Raw genomic sequence first — 1,368 nt, 5'->3', positions numbered from 1 at the left:
CCTTCTCCGAACACAGGTTCTGACTCGCTTCGCCACCAGTGATTGAACCCGCCCAAGGTTCACCCCGCGCTATCCGCGGAAAAACCAACCACCAAATCTATTCGCACGACGAGCCACGTCGCCCACCCACCAAGAAACAAGGCCGCCAAAATGCGTGAGGCCGTAACTGACGAATTCCGTGCAACCGACCAGCCGACCAGCCGACTCATCAAAAATTGCCGCAGTAAATACACATCAGGTTGTGATCCGCGAAGCTGACCACAGCCTCTGGTGAGCAGATCACTCAAGCAAGCTACCAAGAAACAGAGCCTTGCAAGTGCGTGAGGCAGTGCAGGTTCCTTGGTAATTTTGCTTGCCCGAGAGCACTGGTGGCGAAGCGTGTCTATGTCAGGATTCGCGAGAAGGAGGGTTTCACACATCCTCCGCTCTGGCGAGCACCGTGCTTTTGGGGCACCCATGAATGAAAACTGCACGCTGTGGACACTTAGGGTAGCGTGTTTTAAAAGCGTTTTCTTTGCTTCGTTTCTTTGTCGCTTTGGACAAATGAAATGAACGTCCCCACCCACCGAGGCACATAGGACGTAAGTGGACCCTCACGGGCCTACGGCATCAAAGTGCCCAAGGTGGAAGAATGAGATTCTTCACAGGCAAACCGGAGGGTCCAAAATGAATGATACGACGGTCGGTGTTGATGTTGCAAAGAGCGTATTTCAACTTCACTGGGTCGATCCGGTGAGCGGCGAGATCTTCAATAAACAGATCAAACGCGCGGCATTTCTGGAGCACTTTGCCAATCGGGAGCGGTGCTTGATCGGCATGGAAGCGTGCGGGGGCGCTCAGCATTGGGCTCGCCGACTCATTGAAATGGGCCATCAGGTGAGGTTAATGAGTGCCAAATCCGTCAAGCCCTTTGTGACTGGCAACAAGAACGACGCCGCGGATGCTCGCGCAATCTGGAGCGCAACGCAAATGCGCGCAGGTAAGCAGGTTGCGGTCAAAACTGAGGCGCAACAAGCGATTCTGGCACTGCACCGCATGCGCGCGCAGCAGGTCAAGTTCCGCACGGCACAGATGAACAGCTTACGCGGCTTGCTGGCCGAGTACGGTGAGGTGGCGAGCCGTGGGCGCGCCGCGCTGGATCGAGCCATGCCGGGCATCCTGGAGCGCCTGGCTGAGCGTCTGTATGCCAGCGTGATCGATGCACTGCGCGAGCAGTGGAATCATTTGCGCGCACTGGATGAGCAAATCGCGCAAATCGAACAGCGTCTGAAAATCTGTATGCAAGAGGACGCGGCGTGTCGCGCTGTAGCTGAAATCCCGGGCGTGGGCGTACTCACAGCAACCGCGGCGGTGGCCACCATGGGCGAC

The 1,368-nt window shown here is 56.7% G+C and carries 2 protein-coding genes; one reads left to right on the top strand and one right to left on the bottom strand.

Annotated features, from left to right (window positions below; all coding sequences use genetic code 11):
• Positions 1-609 precede the first annotated feature (609 nt).
• On the bottom strand, positions 610-843 hold the full coding sequence (locus GSQ93_RS38385; protein ID WP_254074164.1) for a hypothetical protein: 234 nt from the start codon (positions 841-843) through the stop codon (positions 610-612).
• On the opposite strand from GSQ93_RS38385, the gene GSQ93_RS28975 reads away from it, so the two are divergent.
• Positions 733-1,368: IS110 family transposase (locus GSQ93_RS28975; protein ID WP_254074154.1), on the top strand; the 636-nt coding region annotated here is incomplete at its 3' end. The two genes, GSQ93_RS38385 and GSQ93_RS28975, sit on opposite strands and share 111 nt — an antisense overlap.

Origin of the sequence: Burkholderia sp. S171 (genome assembly GCF_009766085.1) — a bacterium.
Classification (GTDB): domain Bacteria; phylum Pseudomonadota; class Gammaproteobacteria; order Burkholderiales; family Burkholderiaceae; genus Caballeronia.
Note: the sequence above shows the minus strand (reverse complement) of the source record. Positions and strands in the feature narration are given on the sequence as shown.

Excerpts from the sequence above, each read along its gene's own strand:
- GSQ93_RS38385 (WP_254074164.1), bottom strand. The coding sequence starts at position 843 with ATGCTGAGCGCCCCCGCACGCTTCCATGCCGATCAAGCACCGCTCCCG.